This is a genomic window from Azospirillum fermentarium, assembly GCF_025961205.1.
In the GTDB taxonomy this organism is placed as follows: domain Bacteria; phylum Pseudomonadota; class Alphaproteobacteria; order Azospirillales; family Azospirillaceae; genus Azospirillum; species Azospirillum fermentarium.
On the sequence record NZ_JAOQNH010000001.1, the window covers coordinates 2,804,238 to 2,818,903 of the forward strand.

The window sequence follows — 14,666 nt, forward strand, 5'->3', positions numbered from 1 at the left end:
TATAAAATAACTTTTCATCGTCATCCCAGCGAAGGCTGGAATCCAGAAGGTGTTTCCATCGCTAAAACCTCAGGCGATTCATATCGCCGCTAATCGCGGCTCACGCCTGGATTCCCGCTTTCGCGGGAATGACGACGAAATAAGGTATTTTATATCAATAAGTTAGATATCTGCGCAGTGAGTAGCCCCTCCATGGAGAGAGCCTCTCAGCCGTGGGCCGTATCCGGCAGGGGGAGGGGGTTGCCCGGTGGTATGGACAAGGCCGCCACATCCCACGCGGGTTTTCACGTTTCCTCCTCTCCGTTATCTCCCTACCATCGGGCCTACAAACGATTTTCCGGGGAAACGCGCCGATGTCCACGCCCGCCTCTACGCCCAAGACCGTTCTGCTGATCCGCCACGGCGAGAAGCCCGACGACGACACCGATCCCAACCTCTCGGCCAAGGGATGGGCGCGGGCCTGCGCCATCACCGACACCCTGCCGGCCCTGGTGCCCAAGGGGGCGGACCCCATCGCGGCGGTGGTGGCGACCGCGCCCTCCGCGAACAGCGTCCGCCCCATCGAAACGGTGACGCCGATCACGCTGATCCGCGGGCTGCCGTTCGCCCACACCATCGCCGACGACGACGTGGCCGCCGTGCCGGCCCTGCTGGCGCAGCCACCCTATGCCGGGGCCACGGTGCTGGTGTGCTGGCATCACGGGATGCTGCCCAAGCTGGCCCTGGCGCTGGGCGCCCCGCCCGCCGACGTTCCGGCGAAGTGGGAGGGCGACGATTTCCACACCGTGTGGATCCTCACCCACCACGCCGACGGGAAGGTGGATTTCACCGTGACCCGTCAGCCGCACCTCTGACCGTCAGCCGTTCCCCCCGCAGCCGGTGCCGCGGGTCGGTCAGGCGGTAGACCGCCCCGGTGGTCGCCAGCAGCACGCCGACACCGCTGGCCCCGGCCAGCAGGAACATGATGAGGATCTGGTACTTCACCGCCTCGTGCGGATCGACGCCGCCCAGGATCTGGCCGGTCATCATGCCGGGGATGGACACCAGCCCGGTGGCCGACATGGCGTTGACGATGGGCATCATCCCCATGCGCAGCGCGTGGCGGTGGACGGTGCCCAGCGCCTCCCACCGCGTGGCACCCAGGGCCAGCCGCGCCTCGATGGCGGCGCGGTCGCGGACCACGGCGGTGGTCAGGGCGTTGAGCGCCAGCGACACCCCGCTCATCACATTGCCCAGCACCATCCCCAGCATGGGAATGGCGTAGCGGGCGTCGTACCACGGGTCGGGCCGCACCGCGGCCAGCAGCCCCAGCAGCATCACCAGCGTTGCCGCCACCACCATCGAGCCGGTGCCCAGGCCATAGGTCCAGCCGCCCGACAGCCGGCGGTCCTGGCGGGCCATGATCTCCTGCCCGGCGAACAGCCCCATGGCCAGCGCCGCCCCCAGCGTCAGCCATGGCGATTGCAGGGCGAAAAGCTGTTTCAGCACCAGCGCCACCAGCGACAACTGCACCACCATCCGCACCGCGGCGATGGCCAGCGGGCGGGCCAGCCCCAGCGACAGGGCCAGCGATACCCCGCCGTTGACCAGCAGCAGCAGCGCCGCCAGGGCCAGATCGCCATAGGACAGCGAAATCAGCGGCATGGCGCGCCGCCCTCCGTCCCGTCCCCCTCGGCCACATCCCGGACCATGCCGTCGGCCACCCGCATGCGGCGGCGGGCCAGACGCGCGGCCTGTCCGGCGTCGTGGGTGACCAGGATGATGCCGGTGCCGGCGGCCATCCGCTCCCGCAGCACCGCCTCCACCAGCGCCGTCGCCGCGGGGTCCAGGGCGCCGGTGGGCTCGTCCAGCAGCAGCACGCGGGGGTGTTGCACCAGCGCGCGGGCCAGCGCCAGCCGCTGCCGCTCGCCGGTAGAGGCCCGCGCCACCGGCCAGCCCAGCGCCGCGGGAGGCAACCCCAGACGCGGCAGCAGGTCCGCCGTTGCCCCTTCATCGGAAAAATGATCGCCCACCCGGTCGGTCCACCACCCGGCGTCGGGCCAGACATAGGTGACCAGACGGCGCCAGCGCGGGGCGGGCATGGCGCTGCGCAACAGCCCGTCGAGCCGCACGTCGCCGCTGTTGGGGTCGAGATCGGCGATGGCGCGCAGCAGCCGGGATTTGCCGGACCCGGACGCCCCCTCCACCGCCAGACATTCACCGGGGTCGAGCCACAGGCTGGCCGCGCGCACCACCGGGGTCAGCAGCCCGGCCACCGACAGCAGCGGCGGCACCGCCCCTACCCCGCCACGGGCGGCGATGGGGGCGACAGCGGCGTGACTCCCACCACGGTTTCGTCGATCAGCCAATCCACCACGCGGGCCAAAGCCTCCCACCCGGTTTCGCCGTCCTCCAGCGCCTGTTCATAAAGGGCGACCTGCCGGTGGGCGCTGGTGCCGCGGGCCAGGATGCCGCGGGCGTTCTCCAGCTCTGCCACGCAACCGAAATGCTCGGCGTCCTCCCGCACCAGACCCAGCATTTCCTCGAGAAGGTCGGCGTAGGGCACGATCTGCCCCCGCCCGAAATCCACCAACCCCTCGTCGAAGCCATAGCGCTGGGCGCGCCAGCGGTTCTCACCGATCAGCAGGTTGCGGTAGGGGCGCCAGGTGACGTTCTTCAGCTTCAGCCGCCACAGCATCCGCAGCAGGCAGCGGTAGAACGCCGCCACCGTCACCGCATCGTCCAGCCGGGTGCAGATGTCGGTGATGCGCATCTCCAGCGTGGGAAAGCGGCTGGACGGGCGGATGTCCCACCACAGCTTCGTCGCATCCTCGATCACGCCGGCGCGCACCAGCACGTTCACATGGTGCAGATATTCGCCATAGCTCTCGAACCGGTCGGGCATGCCGGTGCGCGGCAGCTCGTGCCACACCGACAGGCGGTAGGATTTGCGCTCCATGGGCCGCCCGCGCCAGAACGGCGAGGACGTGGCCAGCGCCAGCAGGTGGGGCAGGAAATAGCGCACCTGATTCATCAGGTCGATGCGCAAATCGTCGTCGTTGAGCCCCACATGCACGTGCATGCCGCAGATCATCAGCCGCCGGGCCGGCGCGCCCAGGTCGCGGGCCAGCATGTTGTAACGGTCGCGGTCGGTGGGCCGCTGCGGCTCCCACGCCGCGAACGGGTGGGTGGAGGCGGCGATGGGCGCCAGCCCATAGGCATCGGCCACCCCGGCGACGATGCCGCGCAGGCGGGCCAGCTCGGCGCGTGCCTCCTGCACCGTGGCGCAGACGGGGGTGCCGACCTCGATCTGGCAGCGCAGGAATTCCGGGTGGATCTGGCCGGGGGCGAGATCCTGGCAGGCAGCCAGCATCGCCTCGGGCGGGGACGGCACGATGTCGCGCGACCGCCGGTCCACCAGCAGATATTCCTCTTCGATGCCGATGGTGAAATCCGGTTCGGTGGTCATGCCGGCTGCTCCCGCGGGTAGAGTGTCGCCGTGTAGAGCGCGGGATCGGCCAGGATGGGGGCCAGCGCGTCGCCCAGCACCGCCGCCCATTCCCCGGCACCCGCGTCGTCGGCGATGAGATCCTGGCGGATCTCGATCAGCACGTTGGGCAGGCCGGCGGGGATGGCGTGGGTTTCCACCGTGCCGCCCAGCGTGCCGCGGCCGGAATAGGGCTCGTTGTCGCCCACGCACCACCGCCCGCCCGCCCGCAGCCGCTCCATCAGCGGCACCGGGATGCGCGGGTCGTAATCCCACAACACCCCCACCTGCCACGGGCGGGCGAAGCCGCGCATGACCGGGGTGAAGCTGTGCACCGACACCAGCGCCGGCACCCGCCCCGCCGCCCGGTGGCCGGCGATGAGGGCCGCGATGGCGTCGTGATAGGGGGTGAACAGCGCCGCCACCCGCCGGTCCTGTTCGTGGGCGTCGATGGCGCGGTTGCCGGGGATCACCACCTCGTCGCTGATCACCGGGATGGCGGTGGGATCGTGCAACGCGCGGTTGGCATCGATCACCAGCCGCGAATAATTCGCCAGCACCGCCGCCGCCCCGAACCGTCCGGCCAGCCGGTGCGTCACCGCCGCCGCCCCGATGTCCCACGCGATGTGGCGGTCGAGATCCGCCGCCGCCAGCCCCAGCCGCCCCAGCGACGCCGGGATGGCGCGGCCCGCGTGATCGCACACCAGCACCACCGGCACCGTCGAGCCGGGGTTGAGCACGCTGACGGGCGGCGGGTCGTCCGGCCCCAGCAACGGCGGCGGCGGGGCCTTGGACGGAACGGGGGCGGTCGGAACGGGCATGGTCGGGGATGGCGCGGGACAGCGGGGAAAGGGCGGAGGCATGAGCGTCAATTTAGTGCCGTCCGGGCGGGGCTGGAAGCCATGTCCTCGCTGGTATGCCCTTGGTTATGTTGTTAAGGAGGAAAGACCTTACCCATTCCTTAACCCAAACGAGGCCCCCATGACCCGCCTGCTGCGATTTGCCGTTCTTTGTCTTTCGTTGGGGCTGACGCTGACCGCGTGCGGGCCGGTCATGGAAACCCGCTACCACTTCACCCCGCCGAAATCGTCGCAGGGGAAGATGATGGTCAACCAGTGCCAGCAGAATCAGAACATGTGCCGCCAGAACTGCCGCCTGGAAAAGCAGGTGTGCCTGAGCGATGCCCGGTCCCGCGGCATGATGGAATATCAGCAGTACGTGGCCGAGCGGAACGCCAAGAAGGAACCGCTGAAGCGTTCCCCCGAAAGCTTCGTCAGCGAGTGGCGCTGCAACGAGGACAATTGCGAGAAGTCGTGCGCCGAGGATTTCCGCATGTGCTACATCAACGCCGGCGGATCGGTGAATTCCAAGCAGGTGTGCACCGCCTTCTGCGAATGACACCTTCCTTAGAAAATTCTAATTTTCCACCAACACCCCGGCACCCGTCGCTGCACGGGTGCCATGCGGGCGGGCATCGCTGACAGCCATCGGCTGGAACGGTTATAAAACGGCGACGCCCGCCGCCGGTCCCACCTCCTCCCTATTCCCGGTCCGTCCGGGCGGCGGCACCCGTCATGATCGTGTTCGCCTGCCGGGAGAGGCTGGAAGATTGCAAATTCTTTGCACTGTTTGCCGCATGTGCGGCATCCGCGTTGACGCTGCGATACCAGCGAGTTAGCCTATGCCGAAGGAAAGAGGTGAAACCATGGGCGTGGCCGACGCTGGCCCAGCCGCGGGGCATGATCCGACGCGGCGTATCTCCGATTGGGTTGCTGAACAGTTGCTGGACCGCATCGGCCGGGGCGATCTCGTACCCGGACAGCGGCTGCCCGGCGAGCGGCAGCTTGCCGAACAATTGCATGTGTCCCGCGTGTCGGTGCGTGCGGCCCTGCAAAAGCTGAAGACGCAAGGGTTCCTGACCGCGGTCCAGGGCGGCGGCACCCGCGTGGTGTCGTCGGCGGGCGTGATGGACGGCGCGCTCACCGAAATGGTGCGGGCCAAGCTGGACAACCTGTACGATCTTCTGGAACTGCGCATCGCCATGGAAAGCTGGGCCGCCCGCCGGGCCGCCGAGCGTGCGACGCCGGACCAGATCGACGCCATCACCCGCGTGGTGGACGCCATGGCCCAGCCGGGGCGCAACCATGGCCGCGACGACATGGATTTCCACGTTGCCATTGCTCAGGCCGCGGCCAGCCCGGTCTATCTGCACATCCTGGCGACCGTGCGCGACATCCTGAGTCATATGGTGGAATTCCACCACTCCCCCCCCTTCATCGAAGGGCAGGAGGAACTGATGCTCAATCACCACCGCGCCATCCGCGACGCCATCGCCAACCACCAGGGCGAAGGGGCGGCGGAGGCCATGAAGACCCATCTGCGCTGGGTGCTGGACCGTTACCAGCAACTGAGCCAGGGCGGCACCGCCTCCCCCCTGGCCAAGGTGGTCAGCGAGTAAACGGCACCGGCCTTTCGGGCGGGGGGCTTTCCGCACCCTCCGCCGGGCCGGCGGCGTCCATGCCGCCCCGCTCCCGCAACAGAACGATGCTGACCCGCCGGTTGCGCGGCGAATTGGGCTGATCGGGCACCAGAAGGTCGCGGTCGGCGCGCCCGGCGATGTCCTGCACCCGCCCCTCCCCCACCCCGGCGGCCACCAGCACCCGCTTGAGGGCGTTGGCCCGTTCGAACGACAGCGACCAGTTGTCGCGCCCCGCATCGGCGGCAAAGGCGCTGGCGTCGGTGTGGCCGGTGATGACCATGCGGTTGGGCACCTTGGCCAGCACCCGCGCCAGCAGCAGCATCACCTGCCGGGTCTGGGGGTACATCTGGGCCGAGCCGCTGGGGAACATCGCCACCCGGTCCCCATCCACGATCTGGATGCGCAGGCCCTCCGCCGTCTGGTCGATCAGCAGGTTGCGGGCCAGCGGCTCCAGGTCCGGCACCGCCTGCAGGGACTGGCGGATCTCGGCGGCGGCGTTCTGGAACGCCGCCGCCTCCGCTTGGGCCTCTGCGTCCGCAGCCGCGTCGGCGGCGGGGGGCGTCTTCGCGGCTTCCTGCACGCGGGCGGCGAAATCCTCCAGGGATTCACCGGGGCGTTGCGGGGGAACGGCGGCGGCCTCCGCGGCGTGCTCCACCCGCCCGCGATAGGCGAAACGGCTCTCCTCGGCCCGCTGCCCGTCCAGCCCCGTGCCGTCCTCCTCCCCCTCGGGCATGGCCGGGGGCTGGGTGGTGGATGGGGTGTCGGGGGTGATGGGCGACGACGGCGTGCTCTGCGCCCCCGGTGCGGTGATGGACCGGCCGCCCAGCAGCCCGCCGGCCCCCGATGTTTCCTGGCTGACCGCCACCGGGGCGAAATACTCGGCGATGCCCTTGCGCTGCTCGGAATTGATGGTGTTCAGCAGCCACAGCAGGATGAAGAACGCCCACATGGCGGTGACGAAATCGGCGTAGGCCACCTTCCACGCGCCGCCATGGTGACCATCGTGGCCGCCCTTGCGCCTGCGCTTGATGATGATGGGCCGTTCGACGCCGGTTGAACCGTCGGTCATGATGTCCGCCAAGACAATCCGATATCATCAATACGATACCATACGGTATCAATTTATGCCAAGAATACACCCGTTCCCCCCGACGCACAAGAAACCCGACACAGGCGCCGCCATGCCCAAAACCGATACCCGCCCCCCCGACAGCCGCACGACGAAACGCCCCCAGCGCCGGGGAGAGGAACGCGCGCAGGCGCAGTTGGAAGCGGCGGCGGCCCTGTTCGTGGAAAAGGGGTTCGAGGCCACGTCGCTGAACGACATCATCGGCCGGGCCGGCGGGTCGCGCACCACCCTCTACACCCGCTTCGGCGACAAGGACGGGCTGTTCCGCGCCCTGATGAAGGAGCATTGCAACCGCATTCAGGGGGAGATGGTCCGCATCCTGGAGGAAAACACCGGTCTGTCGCGCCTGAGCCTTGCCGAGGGGCTGGCCCGCATCGGGCTTCACATCATCCGCACCCTGGCCGACCCCAAGACCATCGCCATCGTCCACACCCTGGTGTCGGAGGGGCGGCGCATCCCCGACATCGCCGGGGAGTTCCAGGCCATGGGGCAGGAACGCGGCATCCAGAAGATCGCCGAGTACCTGCGCGCCGCCCCCACGGGCGACGGACGGCGGATCGGCGATGCCGACGCCAAGGCCGAGATCTTCTTCAGCATGATCCTCGGCTCGCGCATCCTGCGGCAATTGACCATGCCGGGCTACCGGGTGGATGTGGACGCGGCGGAGGAGTATGTCCGCCACAGCGTGCGGGTGTTCCTGGCCGGGTGCTTCGCCGAAGGGTGAGGTGGGGCCGCCTCACACCGTCGCGCGCTGTGCGAACACTCCCGGTCCCGGATCGGCGGCGGGTTCGGTCTCCACGCTGCGCACCACCGCCATGGGCGGGCCGCCGCGGCAGGCGGCGAGCATGGAAGCGACCCGGTCCGCCGGGCCGGCGAACAGCGCCTCCACCGCCCCGTCGGACCGGTTGCGCACCCAGCCGGACAGGCCGCGGGCGGTGGCCTGCTCCACCGTCCAGCCGCGGTACCATACGCCCTGCACCCGCCCGGCGATCACCGCCCGCACCGCGGTGCGCGCGCCCGTTTCGGTTCCGCTCATTCCCACCGTCTCCGTTCCGGTTCCTGCACGGCGGCGTGGAGCGCCAGGGCGGTGCCCCATCCGGCCAGCGCCGGCCACACCAGCCACCGCCCGAACCCGGCCCCCGCCGCCATCAGCACCACCCCATAAACCACCAGATGCAGCCGGAAAAGCCGCATCGCGCGGCGGCGGCTCAGGCGCTCTCCTGCCCGGCCCGGCGGCGCGCCTCCTCCTCTTCCAGCAAAGCCTTGCGGGAGAGCTTGCCGATCATGGTCTTGGGCAGATCGCCGCGAAACTCCACGATCTTGGGCATCTCGATGGGCGACAGCTTGTCCTTGAGGAAGGCCAGCAGCGCCTCCTTGTTCAGCGTGTGTCCATCGGCAATGCGGATATAGGCTTTCACCGTCTGCCCGCGGTACGCGTCGGGAACGCCGGCCACCACGCATTCGGCGACCGCCGGATGCAGATAGATGGCTTCCTCCACATTGCGGGGATAGACGTTGAAACCGCTGCACAGGATCATGTCCTTGATGCGATCGACGATGGTGACGTAGCCGTCGGCGTCCATCACGCCCACGTCGCCGGTGTGCAGACGGCCGTCGATCAGAGTAATCTCGGTCTCATAGGGTTTGTTCCAATAGCCCTTCATCACCTGCGGCCCCCGGACGCAGACCTCCCCCTTTTCGCCGGCGGGCAGCACCCGGCGGGGTTCGTCCAGGCTGACGATTTCCACCACCGTGCCCGGCAGCGGCAGGCCGATGGTCCCCTGCTTGTCGGTGGGGTGGATCGGGTTGCAGGTCACCACGGGGGAGGCTTCCGACAGCCCGTAGCCCTCCACCAGCACGCAGCCGGTCAGCCGCTCGAACGCATCCCGAACCTCCGCCGGCAGGCTGGCGCCGCCCGACAGGCAATAGCGGACCGACGACAGGTCGTAACGGGCGAGATCCTTGTGGTGGTTGATGGCGGTGTAGATGGTGGGCACCGCGGGAAACAGCGTCGGCTTCTTGTCGTTGATGGTCTGCATCACCTGATCCAGGTCGAAGCGGGGCAGCATGATGATCTCGCCCCCCAGCCGGATGGCCAGGTTCATCACCGCCGTCATGGCGAAGACGTGGAAGAACGGCAGCACCCCCAGCATCTTTTCCTGCCCCGGCCGGGCGCCGACGAACCAGCGGCAGCACTGCTCGGCGTTCGCCGCCACGTTGTGGTGGGTCAGCATGGCGCCCTTGGGCACGCCGGTGGTGCCGCCGGTGTATTGCAGCACCGCCACGTCGTTGGCCGGGTCGATGGCCACGGGGGTGAAGCGCCCGTCGTTGGCGGTCAGCCGGGCGAACGGGATGTGGCGTTCGTCGCGGGGGATGCGCGCCACCTCCCGCCGCTTGACGATGGGGAACAGCCAGTTCTTCGGGAACGGCAGGATGCCGGCCATGGGGCAGACGACGACGCGTTTCAGCCGCCCCTCCTCCAGCATGCGCGCCATCTTGCCGTACAGCACGCCCAGGTCGAGCGTGACCATGGTCTCCACACCGCTGTCGGCGATCTGGGCCGCCAGTTCCCGCTCGGCGTAGAGGGGGTTGAAGTTGACCACCGTCCCGCCGGCCTTGAGAACGGCGAAATAGGCGATGACGTAATAGGGTGTGTTGGGCAGGAAAAGACCGACCCGCGTGCCCTTTTGCACACCCATGTCCTGCAACCCGCGGACCGTGCGGTCCACAAGACCGGACAGCGTGCGGTAATCGGTGCGTTTGCCCAGGAAATCCATGGCCGGACGGTCCGGGAAACGCGCCACCGAGTCGTCCAGCAGGGCGAAAAGCGGCCGCAGGGGCAGCGGTTCCGCCCACGAAACTTCCCGCGGATAGGAATGGTCCCAGGGATGTATGCCCAACGGCGTGGCGGCCTCGCCCATCTTCATAGTCCTCCCATTGTCCGTCCCGTTCCACCATAGGGGATCGCCGGGGGTGACCCGGCGTTTCCACGGTCGTTTCGGTGTCGGATTGTATCCTTGTCCCCGTGCAGATGGGGGTGCGCCGCCGGCCCGGCAAGCCGCCCCGCGGGCATTCCCCCGCCCGCACCGCGACCAAATGGCGTTTCATCGCACGGGAGTGCCCGCGGGATGAAATTACACTGGAGTGTCCCTTTCGTCTGTGCCTAATATCGTCTCGGGTGCAGGGTCTTGTGTGGCGTCCCCCGTCATCGGGGCGTGGGGATGAATGAAGAGGCCCGGTGCCGCTTAGGCTTAACTGCGCGCCGCGCTCGGTCGAAGGTTTCGGACACTTGTCTCGTTTCAATCAGCACAACGCCATGTCCTATGATGATGGCGTCCAGGCCAAGGCCCTCGTGAAGTGGTTCAATGTCACGAAGGGATTTGGTTTCGTCGCTCCGGTGGATGGTACCCCGGATGCTTTTCTTCACATTTCTGTCCTGAACCGCGCCGGCTTGCAGGAGCTGGGTGACGGCACGGAAATCCTCTGCCAGATCACCCAGGGCCCCAAGGGTCCGCAGGTGACCCGGATCGTCGAGGTTCTGAACGAGGCCGCACCTTCGTCGAATTCCCGCGGCGCCGACCGCGGCGGGTACGACCGTGGTGGTTATGACCGTGGTGGTTATGACCGTGGCGGGTACGAACGCGGTGGTTATGACCGTGGCGGGTACGACCGCGGCGGCTATGACCGTGGCGGGTATGACCGGAACGATTACGACCAGGGCGGTTACTCCGAGCCGTCGGGGCCGTCGCTGGAAATGTCGGGCACCGTGAAGTGGTTCAAGCCCGACAAAGGCTTCGGCTTCGTCACCGCCGACGACGCCAGCAAGGACGTGTTCGTCCACAAGAGCGTGCTGCGCCGCTGCAACCTGATGCAGCTCGAAGCCGGCCAGCGCGTTCACATGCGCGTGCAGGAGGCCCCGAAGGGCCGCGAAGCCACCTGGATCTCCCTGCTCTGATCCTTTTGGATCGGCGTGGGCGACGGTCTGCGGGCCGTTTCCGGTGACTGAGTTCGACAACGCCGCCCGGCATCCCCGGGCGGCGTTGTTCATTCCGGGGAAAAGGCGGCAGGGGCCGGATGGCGGACAGGAGCGACAGACGCGGCGCGCACCCCCGCCCGTCCGGCACCGGCTATTTCGACCCGGATTTCAAGGCCAACGCCATTCCCATCACGCTGGGCGAATGGCGGGTGTGCCGCCGGCCCGACGAGATGGTGACGACGGTGCTGGGGTCGTGCGTGGCGGCGTGCGTTCACGACCCGGTGGCGCGGGTGGGCGGCATGAACCATTTCCTGCTGCCCGGCGCCCCGGCGGGGGCCGAGGGGGCGCACAGCCCCTGCCGCTATGGCGCGGCGGCCATGGACACGCTGTTGGACGCGGTGACCGCCGCCGGGGCCGTGCGGGACCGGCTGGAGGTGAAGCTGTTCGGCGGCGCCCGTGTGATCGAGGCGGGCCAGGACATCGGCGCCGACAATGTGGCCTTCGCCCTGGACTATGTGGCCCGCGCCGGCCTGACGCTGACGGGCCGGGATCTGGGCGGCACGCTGGGCCGGCGGCTGATGTTCTTCCCCGCCACGGGCCGGGCCTACCGGCGCTTCATGAAGGCGGATGCCGCAGGCGTGGCGCAGGAGGTCACCCATTGGCGCCGGCTGCGGCGCGCGGTTCTTCCCTAACCGGCGGTGACGATCTCCAGCCCGCGGATGGGGCCGTAGCGCAGGCGGCGGCGGCCCCGCGGGGTGTCCAGGGGCGGGGTGGTCCAGGTGCCGTCCTCCTCCCGCCGGGTCAGGAACACCACGGTGCCGGGCGTCAGCAGGCGGGCGGTCTCCTCCGGCAGCGTGGCGGCCAGGGCCTTCACCAAATCTTCCTGCCCCGGCTGCGGCGGCGCCGGCAGCGGGCTGCGGCATTGGGCGGCGTCGGGCGCGGGGGTGCCGCCGGGGGCGTGGCCCAGCAGGCGCGGCGCGCCGTCCTCCACCACCGCCAGGATCACCGTGTAACCGTCGATCAGCCGGGTGCGCGGCTCGTCCAGGCCGGTGTCGGGACACTCGGCCCCCTTGGTCCAATCCTCCAGCAGCCCCTCGCGGAAGGTCAGGCGGGCGCGCAGGCCGGCGGCGCGCTCGGCGGCAGCGCTGCCCTGGGCGCTGTCATGGCTTTTCAACAGGGCCTCGGGCGCGCCGGCCGGCGGGTCGGCGTAGACCGCATCCATCAGCGGGCGCAGGTCGCGGGCCAGCACCAGCGGCCCCGCCCCCGCCGCCCGTGCCGGTATGCGGTCCGGGTGCAGCAGATACAGCGCCGACAGCCACAGCCGGGCGTCGTCGTCATAGATCACCGCCGCCCGGCGGAAGGTGCGGGCGTACCAGCCATCGCGCGGGTTTTCCAGCGGCGGGCACAGCAGCAGCACGGGGCTGTCGGGCCGCCCGTCCTCGCCGCCCTCCCCCATCAGGGCACCGGCGGCGGTGCGGGCGTGACGGCGGCGGCGGCCCAGACGCTGGATCACCGCATCCACGGGGGCGAGGTCGATCACCATCTCGTCCGCGTCCAGATCCAGGCTCTGTTCGGCGGCCTGGGTGGTGATGACCAGCCGCCCGCGGCGGGCCGCCGGGTCCGCCGTCTTACCCACGGCGGCCAGCAGCGCCGTTTCCCGCGCGGCCCGGTCGGCGGGCAGGAAGCGGGCGTGATAGAGCAGCGGATCGTGGTCGGCCATGCGCTCCCACGCCGCCACCGCATCGCCGACGGTGTTGCGGAACCACACGACGCTGCGCCCCGCGGCCAGCCACGCGGCGATGCGGGCGGCCACGGCATCCTCGTCATGGACCGCCTCGAACCGCACGGGGCGGGTGCCGGGGCCGGGGACGGGATCGGCAGGGTGCTGGGCGATGCCCTGCTGGCTGACCAGGGTCAGCAGCGGATAGGCGCCGGGCCGGGTGCGGGCGGCCATGGCCGCCACGTCGCCCCACCCGGCCCCCTCGGCATAGGCGCGGATCAGCGCCGCCCGCGGCCCGCTGGGCAGGGTCGCCGACATCAGCACCACCGGGTCGCCCATCATGCCGTGCCAGCGCAGCAGCGATTCCAGCAGCGCGCGCATGTAGCCGTCATAGGCGTGCACCTCGTCCACCAGCAGCACCTTGCGCCACAGCCCGGCCAGCCGCACCATGGCGTGGCGGGCGCGCAGGGCGCCGGCCAGCGCCTGATCGACGGTGCCCACCCCCAGATCGGCCAGCAGCGCGCGGCGGGACGACAGCGCGAACCACACCACCGCCATCCCCGCCCCCTCCTCCACCCCGGCACGGGTGGGGGCGGTGCGGAAGGCCGGGTTGTGGTGCCGGCGGCTGTGGGCCAGCACCGTCTGCGCCCCCCCGCGGAACAGGTGTTGGGTGAGCGTCAGCTCATCCTCCCCGCCGGGGGTGCGGACGAATTTCCGCGCAAAGGCGGCGTCCGCCGTGACCATGGTGGGCAGGGCGAAATAGGCGCCGTCGGCGCGGCCCCCGGCCAGCAGCCGATGGACGATCAGGTCGCCGGCCTCGGTCTTGCCCGCCCCCGGCAGGTCTTCGATCACCACCAGCAGCGGCCCGTCGGGCAAGGCGTCGGCGGTGAACAGCCGGTCCGCCAGAGCTTGCAGCGGCGTGGGCCGCCCCAGGGTGGGAAACAGGCCGGAAAAGGCGGTGGCCGGGCATACCTCCCGCTCGGTGAAGGGGGCCGGGCACACCGCATCCAGCACCGCCGCCGCCCGCACCAGCGCGGTATCACGATAATAACTTTCGAGATCGCACGGCGCCTCCCGCGGGTCGAAGGCGTCCGATGATCCCAGCCAGTCGCACAGGGTGAACAGCCCGTTCAGCAACGGCGACAGCCGCCGCAGCCCCGCCGGATCGGGCAGCCCGCCGCGCCAGCCGAACAGCCCGGCCATGGCGGCGATCAGCCCATCGGCCACCGCCAGATCGGCGGACGTGACGCGCCGGCTGGCCCCCTGCAACCGGGACAGTTCGGCGTCGATGGCGGGCCGCCCGTGGTGGCCGGTGGCGATGGCGCACAGCAGCGCCACGTCGGGCCAGAACGCCAGATCGTCGGGGAAGCCCTGCTCCACCAGCACCTCGGGCAGCCGCTCCACCAGGATGGCCTGTCCCATGGCGTCGTGGCGGATGCCGGTGACGGCGGTCTGGCCGGGAATCACCGCCCCCACCCGCCGGGACGCCGCCGGATTGAGGCCCTGGAAGGCGGCGGCCACCTTGCCGATGTCGTGCAGCGCCATCAGGGTCAGCAGCATGGCCCGTGCCGTGTCCCGCTCCATGCCCAGCCCGTCGGCCAGGGTGTGGAAAAGACGGGGCCGCCGCCGCAGCCCCACGTCGAGAACGGCGGCGGTATCCAGCATGTGAAACGGCAACAGGTGGCACACCTCCGCCCACCGGGCCTTTCCCCACCGCTGAAAAATCAGCGGATTGCCGAATCCTGCCATGTCAACCCCCGCCATGAGCTCTCTTTATGAGAATGATTGCCGCATCACAAACGTCATAGGCGATAAAATTCCCACCGAGCCCTTGCCGTTGCAATGTCTTTGGCTATCATGCACTCGCCTTGGTTGATGATTTTTCCAAAGACGTTC

General features: G+C 69.4%; 15 protein-coding genes. 6 read left to right on the forward strand and 9 right to left on the reverse strand.

What is annotated here, in order from left to right:
• The first annotated feature begins 353 nt into the window (after positions 1–353).
• Positions 354–854 carry a histidine phosphatase family protein gene (locus M2352_RS13075; protein ID WP_264664917.1) on the forward strand — a complete coding sequence of 167 codons (501 nt, stop codon included), beginning with the start codon at positions 354–356 and terminating at the stop codon, positions 852–854.
• Here the strand turns inward: M2352_RS13075 and M2352_RS13080 are convergent.
• Genes M2352_RS13080 through M2352_RS13095 form a run of 4 tightly spaced genes read right to left on the reverse strand, consistent with a single transcriptional unit; the run spans position 826 to position 4,287 of the window.
• The gene (locus tag M2352_RS13080) at positions 826–1,644 is read right to left on the reverse strand and encodes an ABC transporter permease (RefSeq protein ID WP_264664918.1); all 819 of its coding nucleotides are present in this window, start codon (positions 1,642–1,644) and stop codon (positions 826–828) included. The genes M2352_RS13075 and M2352_RS13080 overlap by 29 nt on opposite strands.
• A complete protein-coding gene (locus tag M2352_RS13085) occupies positions 1,635–2,273 on the reverse strand; it encodes an ABC transporter ATP-binding protein (protein ID WP_264664919.1) in 639 nt (212 codons plus the stop codon). Before M2352_RS13085 ends, M2352_RS13080 begins: the two co-directional genes overlap by 10 nt.
• 5 nt (positions 2,274–2,278) lie before the next feature.
• Positions 2,279–3,448: a carboxylate-amine ligase gene (locus tag M2352_RS13090; RefSeq protein ID WP_264664920.1), complete on the reverse strand. Its 1,170-nt coding sequence runs from the start codon at positions 3,446–3,448 to the stop codon at positions 2,279–2,281.
• Entirely contained in the window at positions 3,445–4,287 is an 843-nt protein-coding gene (locus M2352_RS13095) for an N-formylglutamate amidohydrolase (RefSeq protein ID WP_264664921.1), read from the reverse strand. Before M2352_RS13095 ends, M2352_RS13090 begins: the two co-directional genes overlap by 4 nt.
• 160 nt (positions 4,288–4,447) lie before the next feature.
• Here M2352_RS13095 and M2352_RS13100 point away from each other — a divergent pair, with 160 nt between their 5' ends.
• A complete protein-coding gene (locus M2352_RS13100) occupies positions 4,448–4,864 on the forward strand; it encodes a hypothetical protein (protein WP_264664922.1) in 417 nt (138 codons plus the stop codon).
• A gap of 307 nt (positions 4,865–5,171) precedes the next feature.
• Positions 5,172–5,924, forward strand: coding sequence for a FadR/GntR family transcriptional regulator (locus M2352_RS13105; RefSeq protein WP_264664923.1), 753 nt, complete (start codon positions 5,172–5,174; stop codon positions 5,922–5,924).
• Here the strand turns inward: M2352_RS13105 and M2352_RS13110 are convergent.
• Entirely contained in the window at positions 5,914–7,014 is a 1,101-nt protein-coding gene (locus M2352_RS13110) for a flagellar motor protein MotB (protein WP_264664924.1), read from the reverse strand. The two genes, M2352_RS13105 and M2352_RS13110, sit on opposite strands and share 11 nt — an antisense overlap.
• Positions 7,015–7,126: 112 nt before the next feature.
• Here M2352_RS13110 and M2352_RS13115 point away from each other — a divergent pair, with 112 nt between their 5' ends.
• The gene (locus tag M2352_RS13115) at positions 7,127–7,798 is read left to right on the forward strand and encodes a TetR/AcrR family transcriptional regulator (protein ID WP_264664925.1); all 672 of its coding nucleotides are present in this window, start codon (positions 7,127–7,129) and stop codon (positions 7,796–7,798) included.
• A 12-nt stretch (positions 7,799–7,810) separates the two neighbouring features.
• Here M2352_RS13115 and M2352_RS13120 read toward each other — a convergent pair whose 3' ends face one another.
• Genes M2352_RS13120 through M2352_RS13130 form a run of 3 tightly spaced genes read right to left on the reverse strand, consistent with a single transcriptional unit; the run spans position 7,811 to position 9,995 of the window.
• A complete protein-coding gene (locus M2352_RS13120; RefSeq protein ID WP_264664926.1) occupies positions 7,811–8,110 on the reverse strand; it encodes an acylphosphatase in 300 nt (99 codons plus the stop codon).
• Positions 8,107–8,268, reverse strand: a complete 162-nt coding sequence (locus M2352_RS13125; RefSeq protein WP_264664927.1) for a hypothetical protein — start codon at positions 8,266–8,268, stop codon at positions 8,107–8,109. Before M2352_RS13125 ends, M2352_RS13120 begins: the two co-directional genes overlap by 4 nt.
• Before the next feature lie 14 nt (positions 8,269–8,282).
• The gene (locus tag M2352_RS13130) at positions 8,283–9,995 is read right to left on the reverse strand and encodes a long-chain-fatty-acid--CoA ligase (RefSeq protein WP_264664928.1); all 1,713 of its coding nucleotides are present in this window, start codon (positions 9,993–9,995) and stop codon (positions 8,283–8,285) included.
• A 395-nt stretch (positions 9,996–10,390) separates the two neighbouring features.
• On the opposite strand from M2352_RS13130, the gene M2352_RS26495 reads away from it, so the two are divergent.
• Both M2352_RS26495 and M2352_RS13145 read left to right on the forward strand, forming a co-directional pair.
• Positions 10,391–11,029: a cold-shock protein gene (locus M2352_RS26495; protein ID WP_319802036.1), complete on the forward strand. Its 639-nt coding sequence runs from the start codon at positions 10,391–10,393 to the stop codon at positions 11,027–11,029.
• A gap of 119 nt (positions 11,030–11,148) precedes the next feature.
• A complete protein-coding gene (locus tag M2352_RS13145; protein ID WP_264664929.1) occupies positions 11,149–11,742 on the forward strand; it encodes a chemotaxis protein CheD in 594 nt (197 codons plus the stop codon).
• On the opposite strand, the gene cas3 is transcribed toward M2352_RS13145, so the two are convergent.
• Positions 11,739–14,534 carry a CRISPR-associated helicase Cas3' gene (gene cas3 / locus M2352_RS13150; protein ID WP_264664930.1) on the reverse strand — a complete coding sequence of 932 codons (2,796 nt, stop codon included), beginning with the start codon at positions 14,532–14,534 and terminating at the stop codon, positions 11,739–11,741. The two genes, M2352_RS13145 and cas3, sit on opposite strands and share 4 nt — an antisense overlap.
• Positions 14,535–14,666: the final 132 nt, after the last annotated feature.

What these genes read in the sequence shown, in the direction of transcription:
- M2352_RS13115 (WP_264664925.1), top strand. Translation starts at nt 7,127, where the DNA reads ATGCCCAAAACCGATACCCGCCCCCCCGACAGCCGCACGACGAAACGC.
- M2352_RS13090 (WP_264664920.1), bottom strand. Translation starts at nt 3,448, where the DNA reads ATGACCACCGAACCGGATTTCACCATCGGCATCGAAGAGGAATATCTG.
- M2352_RS13075 (WP_264664917.1), top strand. Translation starts at nt 354, where the DNA reads ATGTCCACGCCCGCCTCTACGCCCAAGACCGTTCTGCTGATCCGCCAC.
- M2352_RS13125 (WP_264664927.1), bottom strand. Translation starts at nt 8,268, where the DNA reads ATGCGGCTTTTCCGGCTGCATCTGGTGGTTTATGGGGTGGTGCTGATG.
- M2352_RS13145 (WP_264664929.1), top strand. Translation starts at nt 11,149, where the DNA reads ATGGCGGACAGGAGCGACAGACGCGGCGCGCACCCCCGCCCGTCCGGC.
- M2352_RS13095 (WP_264664921.1), bottom strand. Translation starts at nt 4,287, where the DNA reads ATGCCCGTTCCGACCGCCCCCGTTCCGTCCAAGGCCCCGCCGCCGCCG.
- M2352_RS13080 (WP_264664918.1), bottom strand. Translation starts at nt 1,644, where the DNA reads ATGCCGCTGATTTCGCTGTCCTATGGCGATCTGGCCCTGGCGGCGCTG.
- M2352_RS13105 (WP_264664923.1), top strand. Translation starts at nt 5,172, where the DNA reads ATGGGCGTGGCCGACGCTGGCCCAGCCGCGGGGCATGATCCGACGCGG.
- cas3 (WP_264664930.1), bottom strand. Translation starts at nt 14,534, where the DNA reads ATGGCGGGGGTTGACATGGCAGGATTCGGCAATCCGCTGATTTTTCAG.
- M2352_RS26495 (WP_319802036.1), top strand. Translation starts at nt 10,391, where the DNA reads ATGTCCTATGATGATGGCGTCCAGGCCAAGGCCCTCGTGAAGTGGTTC.
- M2352_RS13110 (WP_264664924.1), bottom strand. Translation starts at nt 7,014, where the DNA reads ATGACCGACGGTTCAACCGGCGTCGAACGGCCCATCATCATCAAGCGC.
- M2352_RS13100 (WP_264664922.1), top strand. Translation starts at nt 4,448, where the DNA reads ATGACCCGCCTGCTGCGATTTGCCGTTCTTTGTCTTTCGTTGGGGCTG.
- M2352_RS13120 (WP_264664926.1), bottom strand. Translation starts at nt 8,110, where the DNA reads ATGAGCGGAACCGAAACGGGCGCGCGCACCGCGGTGCGGGCGGTGATC.
- M2352_RS13130 (WP_264664928.1), bottom strand. Translation starts at nt 9,995, where the DNA reads ATGGGCGAGGCCGCCACGCCGTTGGGCATACATCCCTGGGACCATTCC.